We start from the raw sequence: 6,862 nt of genomic DNA, 5'->3' as shown, positions 1-6,862 counted from the left end.
CGACGACGCTGGAGCTGACCGGCCCCGCGCGGGAGGTCGGACCGGACCGGGTGCTGACCACACCGGCCACGGTCGTTCCCCTGCCCGCCTGACCGGCGCACGCCCGCGGGTGGGGCGGGTTCACCGTCCCACCCGCCACGGGTTCACGACCCGCGCGCCGGTGGCCGCGAAGTCGGCGACGTTGCGCGTGGCCAGAAGCGCGTCGTGGCGCACACACACCGACGCGATCTGGGCATCGGCCGTGCTGATCGGCGTTCCCTCCGCTTCGCGGGCCACCACCAGCGTGGCGTAGGCCCGCGCCGCTCCGGCGTCGAACGGCAGCACGCGCCCCTGGAAGTCCTCGGCCAGCAGCGCCTCGACGGCCTCCGCCAGAGCGCGGCGGCGCCGCCCGTCGGGCAGCCGGGTCACGCCGTAGCGGAGTTCGGCCGCGGTGACCGCGGTGAGGAACACCTCGTCGGCCGGGTACCGGTCCACCCAGTCGACGACTCCTGCGTCCGGCTCGGCGCGGGTGAGTTCCGAGACGACGTTGGTGTCCAACACGATCACTCGGGCATCTCCGCCGCCCTCGGACGTTCGTGCCGCTCGGGAGCCTCGACCCCGTACTCGCCCGCCTCGGTGAAGCGCCGTCGCACACGGCTGCCCAGCCCGGCTTCCTCCGGCTCGGACACCAACGCCGTACGCAGGATCTCGCGGACCTCAGCCTCCATGGAGCGGCCGTGTTCGGCGGCCCGCACCCGCAACCGGGCCTTGAGGCCGTCGTCGAACTCGCGGATCGTCAAGGTCGCCACCGGCCTGACCTCCTTCGCCATCCAGCAGGCAGGGATGCACTCAATGCTAGCATCGGTGTCGACCGGGTGGCGGGAAGGACTGGCGACGGTGACCGACACGGGACGAGGGGCACCACCACGCGGCTGGATGCGCGCGCTGCTCCGGCTGCCGGTCGCGCTCTACCGGCTCGGCCTCGGTGGCCTCGCAGGCCGGAGGTTGCTGCTGTTGCGGCACACCGGGCGTGTGTCGGGGCACGAGCGCCGCACCGTGCTCGAGGTGGTCGAGCGCTCGGGCGGCGGGTACGTCGTCGCCTCCGGCTTCGGGCCGCGCGCCGACTGGTACCGCAACGTGTGCGCCGTTCCGGAGGCGACCGTCGTCGTCGGCCGCACTCCGCTTCCGGTGACCGCGTGGCCACTGCCCCGGCACGAGGGTGAGGCCGTGATGATGCGCTACGCCGAGCGGCATCCGGCGGCGGCACGGCTCCTGTGCCGCCGTGTCATGGGCTTCGACGTCGACGGCAGCGCCGACGACTTCCGCGCCGTCGGGCGCACCATCCCGTTCGTGCGCTTCCTCCCGCGCGAGTGCGCCTGAGCTCGTTGGCGTGTCGTCAAGGCCTCCTTCACTGCGTTGGATGCAGGAAAGGGGGCCTTGACGACACGCCAACATCAGGGGCGGGGGCGGTCAGTCAGTCCTTGAAGTAGACCCACTGGTGGCTGGTCGCGAGCAGGGCACCGTCGCGGCCCCACAGCCGGGCCGACTGGTCGAAGAACCCGTGCCCGAAGGCGCCCGCGCGGGCGGTGCCGAGTACGGGCCGGTCGCCCTGCTCGGCGAGCCGCGCGGCGTCGGCGTGGAAGTAGGTGGTCAGCGAGACCGTGCCCGCGGGGACGAACCGCCCCGTGCGCAGCAGCACGCGCGGGTAGAACACGTCGCACAGGGCCGCCAGTGCCGTGTGGTCGAGCGGCCGGGCGGGCGCGTCGCGCACCCACAGGGTCGTGGTGGAATCCGGCCGGGCGGTGGAGACCCCGTCGGGCAGCGCCCCCTCGACGAACCGGATCTCGTAGTTGTCCACGAACGCGACGTGCCCGGGCGAGGGACGCACCGGGACGTCCTCGGGCGCGCCGACGTCGGGCCGGGCGATCTCCGTGGCCGACCACGTGGGACGGCCCGTGCCGAACACCGCGGTCGCGGTGGTGGCGACCGTGCCGTCCTGCGTCAGCGTGATCGACCAGTGCTGTGTCGACCGGTTCGTGCGCACCGGCGTCGCCGTGATCTCGAACGGCCCGTCCGCCACGGGACCCGCGAAGTTCACCGTCAGCGCGAGGGGATCGCCGAGCCGTCCGGGGTGCTGCTCCGCCGCGCGCAGCAGAGTCGCCGCCGTGATCCCGCCGAAAGGCCCGACCATGTTGTCGTAGGCGGGGTGCGTACGGCCGGCGAACCGGTCGCCACCCAGCGGGTCAGGGACACCGCCGCATCGAGCGGATGGGTGTCCACCGGCGTGACGGTCTCACTCACGACTACTCCCTCGATCAACGACAAGTTACCGACCGGTAGGCGACCCTACTACGCACGTTTCACGGCCACGCCGCGCACGGCGGACGCGTGTGGAGGGTCACCCCCGGACGGTGCGCGTCACCGGGTGCGGCGGTGCCCCTCCCCCGGCGGACGGGAACCGCCCGAGGGTGGTGTCCGCGGACGGGTCCCGCGGGCAGGACCGCGTGCCCCGCGCCCGCGCGCACCGCTCGGCACTGTCGGTGCCCACTGCCACACTCCCGGACATGGTGACCACGGAGCCGAAGAACGACCTGCACGCCTCCTTGGGACAGGCCCGCGAAAGCCTGGTCGCCGAGACGCACCGGCACGCGGGGCACGCCGACATCGTCCGCGAGCTCGTCGACGGGGCCGTCGGGCTGTTGCCGGACCGCCCGAACATGGCCCCCGGTGACCGGGCGTGGTGGGACGCCCAGCACGCGGCCCTCGATCGCGCGGCGCGCGAGGCGGGCGCGACCGACGGGTCGGCACCGGCCTGACCCAGAGCGGCGCCCGGCCACGAAGCCGGCATGACCGCGCGGATGCGTGCCCACCCGGCGTGACGGTCTCGACCGCGTCACCGTCTGCGCACCCGTCCGTGCGTGACCACACCCGGGCGCGTAATCGTGGCTTTTCTCCGCATCCGGCACCGAGCGCGCCGACCGTTGCGGCAGCATGGCCATCGATGAGTCGCCTCGCTTCCGAAGAGCTGCCCCGCCTGTTCCGGGACGTGCGGGCCATCACCGACGACTTCGAGACCTGGGCGGCGCGGCTGGCGCTGACGGTGGCGCTCGACGACGTCCTGAGCGACGACGCGGTGCACCGGAAGGTCGTCGACGCGGGGCTGACTCCCCATCAGGTCGCCCATGCGGTGTTACGGGACGAGGCGGCGCTCGCGAAGGTCGGCCTCCACCAGGCGCGGGCGCAGCCGTCCGCCTCGAAAGCGCCGGTGACCGCACGCGACGTCGGCTGGTTCCTGCTGTCGGCGATCCCCACGGTCGCGTCGCTGTCCGTGCTCCGGCTCGCGTGGGACGCGATGCCGGTGCCCTACCACGTCCTCGGAATACTCGGGACGCTGGGCGCCCTCGGCCTCTCGCTGTCCATCCTCCTGCGCAAGGCCCCTCGGACGGTGGGCATCCCCCCGTGGTATCCGCGCCAGGCGGAACGCCCGCACGAACGGTTGCTCGCGCTCGGTGATCGACGTGAGGAGGTCCACGCCGAGATCGTGCGTCCCGCGGTCGGCACGGTCACCCAACGGCGTTCGCCGCCGGTCTACGGGACCAGGCTCCGGTTTCGCAGGGTGACCGGGCTCTACGGCGACGACGACGCGGCGGTGATCTCCACCAGGCACACCGATCGGCTCCGCCGCGTGGTCAACCGGGCCGAGTCGGGAGCCATCGCGCTCGCGGGCTCGCGTGGCACGGGAAAGACCACGGCGATCAGATCACTCGCCACCGACCCCTCCCCACGCTCGGACAAGCCCTCTCCCCTCGTCGTGCGGGCGGAGGCGCCGAACCGGTACGACGGCCGCGACTTCCTCCTGCACCTGCACGCCCGGTTCTGCGCGGAGGTCGACTCGGTACTCGGACGTGCCTTCGAGGACGCGGGGCACTCGATGCGGCCCACCACGGCCGTGGGGGCCGCTGTGCGCACGGGCGCGCGATTCGCCGTGGTCACCGCACTCCTGCTCGGCGTGTCCGCTTCGCTCTGGGGCACGTCCGCGCCCGAGTTCGCGGAGCGACTCGGAGACCTGCTCACCGAGGCGCTGCGTGATCCGCCCGGGTCGGTGGCCGCCCTCTGGACCGGGCAACCCGCCCGCCGCGTCATCGCGGTGGGACTCGCCGGCCTCGCGGCCCTCCGCGCGGCGGCCTTCCTCGTGTCCGTCGCAGGTGGCGCCATGCGGCTGGCCGTGTGGTTCGCCCGCCGACGGCGCCTGCGCCCGTTGACCCGGCTGCGGAACAGGACCAGAGAGGCGCGCACCCGAATTCGCTTCCTGCAGACCTCCACAGCCGGGTGGTCCGGGAAGGTCGCGACCCCGTTCAAGAGCGAACTCACCCGTTCTCGCACGATCCAACACGCCGAACAGCCCCTCACGCATCCGGACGTGGTGGATCAATTCCGCCGGTTCGCGGAGGAGTGCGGAACAGTGCTGCGCGAAGAGGGCATCGTCAGCCGCATCATCGTCGCCATCGACGAGCTGGACAAGATCGAGGACCCCGCGCAGGCCCAGGACTTCGTCAACGACGTCAAAGGTGTCTTCGACGTCGCGGGATGCCTGTTCGTGGTGTCCGTCTCGGACGACGCGATCGCGAGCTTCGAACAACGCGGGCTGACCGCGATTCGCGACGCCTTCGACAGCGCGTTCTCCGAGATGATCCGGCTGGAACCCTTCGAACTGGACGAGAGCGCCACCTGGCTCACGCACCGGCTCGTCGACCTGCCCCGGCAGTTCTGCGCGCTGTGCCATTGCCTGTCCGGTGGCCTGCCGCGGGAGCTCCACCGCTACACCGTGGAGATGGCCGACATCGCCGCGACTGTCCATGCGCCCTCCCTCTCGACGGTGACCGAGATCCTCGTCGGCCAGCAACTCGCCGCCCGGGCGCGGGCGTTCACCGGCATGGTCACGACGATGGAGCAGTCACCAGAACTTCTCGAACTGGCCTCCGAGCTGTCCTTGATCTCCGAGAGCAGTCACGCGTCCGAGATGCTCGACCTGGCGCACCGGCTCGTCGAACGGACCGAGCGGCTCGATTTCGGTCCGGTGCATACCCTGCGCTGGCACAGCGGCTGCTTCCTGCTCTTCTGCGCGACGATGCTCGACGTGTTCGACGACGACCTGACCCACGAACGGTTGACCGACGACATCCCTGTCCTCGCGGCGGCGCAACGGCGGATGGCCGCCCATCCCCAGCTCGCCTGGCGGCTGCTGCTCGAAGTCCGGAAACGCTTCGGTCTGGACACACCCACGGCCACCTGAGCTTTCCACCCACCGCCACGAGGGAGCGGTCAGATCTCGCGGTGCCGGACGTGCCCCGGGATGTGCACGTCCCGCAGTCGGTGGACGTGGTTGGCCTGGAAGTCGGCGATGTCGCGCAGCACGAACGTCGGCGTCCGCTCGGCGCGCGCGAACCGCACGTGATGGAACTCCGCGTCCCGGACCGACTCGACGACCACGGCGGGACGCGTGTCGGTCTCTCCGAACCGGACGTCCACAGTGTCCATTTGAACGCCGGTGGCGTGCCGGATGTAGAAGGCCCACGCGGGCAGAATGCCGAACATGGACGGCTCCGGGTACGCCTCGGCGCGCTCCGGCACCTCGTACGGCTCCCTCGCGCCGGGTTCGGCGAAGAACGTGTTGATCAGCTCGGCGGGCTGCGCGGCGGCCTCGCGCAGCGACAGTCCACCGCGCATGTGCACGCGCATGTCGCTGATCCGCACGTCCTCGATGTCGTGCCCGGGCAGCCCCATGATCATCGAAGGGTAGCGCGGGTCGGCGTTGTACACGGTGACGTTCGAGACGCGGACCCGTCGCAAGGCCCCGACCGGGGTGTCGGCCGGTCCCCGCATCCGCGCGCCGAGGCGCAGGAACAACGGAGCGTTCGACACGTCCCGCATGGTGATGTTGTTGATCGTGATGTCCTCGAGCAGGCCGCCGTCCACGGTCTCCAGCGCGATACCCCGGCACCGCTCGAACACGACGTTGGAGATCGCGATGTTGCGGAAACCGCCGTTGGACTCGGTGCCGAACTTGATCCGTCCGGTCGGCCCGTCCTGGTCGGTGGCCTTCGGGTCCTCACGCTCGTAGGTTCCTGCGACCAGCGTGCCCACGTCGTAGCCGCTGACCATGCTGTCGGCGATGGTGACGTTCTCGGTGGCCCGGGCGAACCCGAGCGCGAAGGAACTCTTGAGCACGATGGCGTCGTCGCCGTGGGTGTTCACCGTGCAGTCGGAGATGCGCACGTTGCGGCACGAGTCGACGTTGATGCCGTCGCGGATGGTGTCGATCGTGAGGTTGTGGATGGTGAGGTTGTCCACGCCGGTGGGCAGGATGGACAGGTGGCCGCCGCGCACGATCGTCAGATCCTTGAGCAGCACGTTGCGGCACAGCTTGAGCGCGATCGCCTTGTCCCCTGTGCCCGCCGGGCTCTCCGGCGACATCGCGCGCACGAGCGCGGCCCCGTCGATCCGGCCGGGCCCCTCGATGCCGATGTTCTCCAGTTCCTCGCCCCAGATGAGGCTGGCACGCCAGTGGCTGTGGCCGAAGTCCTGGTACTCGTTGCCCGCCCCCTCGCCGGGATCGTCGAACCCGTGGCCCCCACGCGGTTCGGCGGCCAGCAAGGTCGCCCCGCTGTCGAGGCGCAGTGTGACGTGGCTGCGCAGGCGGACCGAGTAGCTGGCATAGGTGCCCGCGGGGAAGAACACCGTGCCGCCGCCCGCCTCGGAGGCGGCCTCGACCGCGCGATTGATCGCGGGTGAGTCGATCGTGGTGCCGTCGCCGGTCGCGCCGAACTCGGTGACGTCGAACCAGCCCCGGTGCGGCGCGGACGAGCGCTCCCGCGCGGCCGCC

Annotated in this window: 7 protein-coding genes; 3 read left to right on the top strand and 4 right to left on the bottom strand. The window is 71.5% G+C overall.

Going from position 1 to position 6,862, the window contains the following annotated elements; translation table 11 throughout:
• Positions 1-120 precede the first annotated feature (120 nt).
• Positions 121-546, bottom strand: a complete 426-nt coding sequence (locus SACSA_RS0101605; RefSeq protein ID WP_019812985.1) for a type II toxin-antitoxin system VapC family toxin — start codon at positions 544-546, stop codon at positions 121-123.
• Complete coding sequence (locus SACSA_RS0101600) at positions 543-788, bottom strand: FitA-like ribbon-helix-helix domain-containing protein (protein WP_028661430.1); 246 nt, start codon at positions 786-788, stop codon at positions 543-545. Before SACSA_RS0101600 ends, SACSA_RS0101605 begins: the two co-directional genes overlap by 4 nt.
• Before the next feature lie 88 nt (positions 789-876).
• On the opposite strand from SACSA_RS0101600, the gene SACSA_RS0101595 reads away from it, so the two are divergent.
• A complete protein-coding gene (locus SACSA_RS0101595; RefSeq protein WP_028661429.1) occupies positions 877-1,359 on the top strand; it encodes a nitroreductase family deazaflavin-dependent oxidoreductase in 483 nt (160 codons plus the stop codon).
• 94 nt (positions 1,360-1,453) lie between these two features.
• On the opposite strand, the gene SACSA_RS0101590 is transcribed toward SACSA_RS0101595, so the two are convergent.
• Positions 1,454-2,170 (bottom strand): acyl-CoA thioesterase, encoded by a 717-nt coding sequence (locus SACSA_RS0101590; RefSeq protein ID WP_019812980.1) that lies wholly within the window; start codon positions 2,168-2,170, stop codon positions 1,454-1,456.
• 199 nt (positions 2,171-2,369) lie between these two features.
• Here SACSA_RS0101590 and SACSA_RS27105 point away from each other — a divergent pair, with 199 nt between their 5' ends.
• The gene (locus tag SACSA_RS27105) at positions 2,370-2,795 is read left to right on the top strand and encodes a mycothiol transferase (RefSeq protein WP_332253221.1); all 426 of its coding nucleotides are present in this window, start codon (positions 2,370-2,372) and stop codon (positions 2,793-2,795) included.
• Between the two features lie 185 nt (positions 2,796-2,980).
• Complete coding sequence (locus tag SACSA_RS0101580) at positions 2,981-5,272, top strand: hypothetical protein (protein ID WP_019812976.1); 2,292 nt, start codon at positions 2,981-2,983, stop codon at positions 5,270-5,272.
• Between the two features lie 29 nt (positions 5,273-5,301).
• Here the strand turns inward: SACSA_RS0101580 and SACSA_RS0101575 are convergent.
• Positions 5,302-6,862: rhamnogalacturonidase (locus SACSA_RS0101575; RefSeq protein WP_019812974.1), on the bottom strand; the 1,561-nt coding region annotated here is incomplete at its 5' end.

Origin of the sequence: Saccharomonospora saliphila YIM 90502, from assembly GCF_000383795.1 — a bacterium.
Lineage (GTDB): Bacteria > Actinomycetota > Actinomycetes > Mycobacteriales > Pseudonocardiaceae > Saccharomonospora > Saccharomonospora saliphila.
This window is presented reverse-complemented; position numbering and strand designations above follow the sequence as displayed.

Bases quoted from the DNA above. Each gene is read 5' to 3' on its own strand.
- SACSA_RS0101590 (WP_019812980.1), bottom strand. From the start codon at position 2,170: ATGGTCGGGCCTTTCGGCGGGATCACGGCGGCGACTCTGCTGCGCGCG.
- SACSA_RS0101580 (WP_019812976.1), top strand. From the start codon at position 2,981: ATGAGTCGCCTCGCTTCCGAAGAGCTGCCCCGCCTGTTCCGGGACGTG.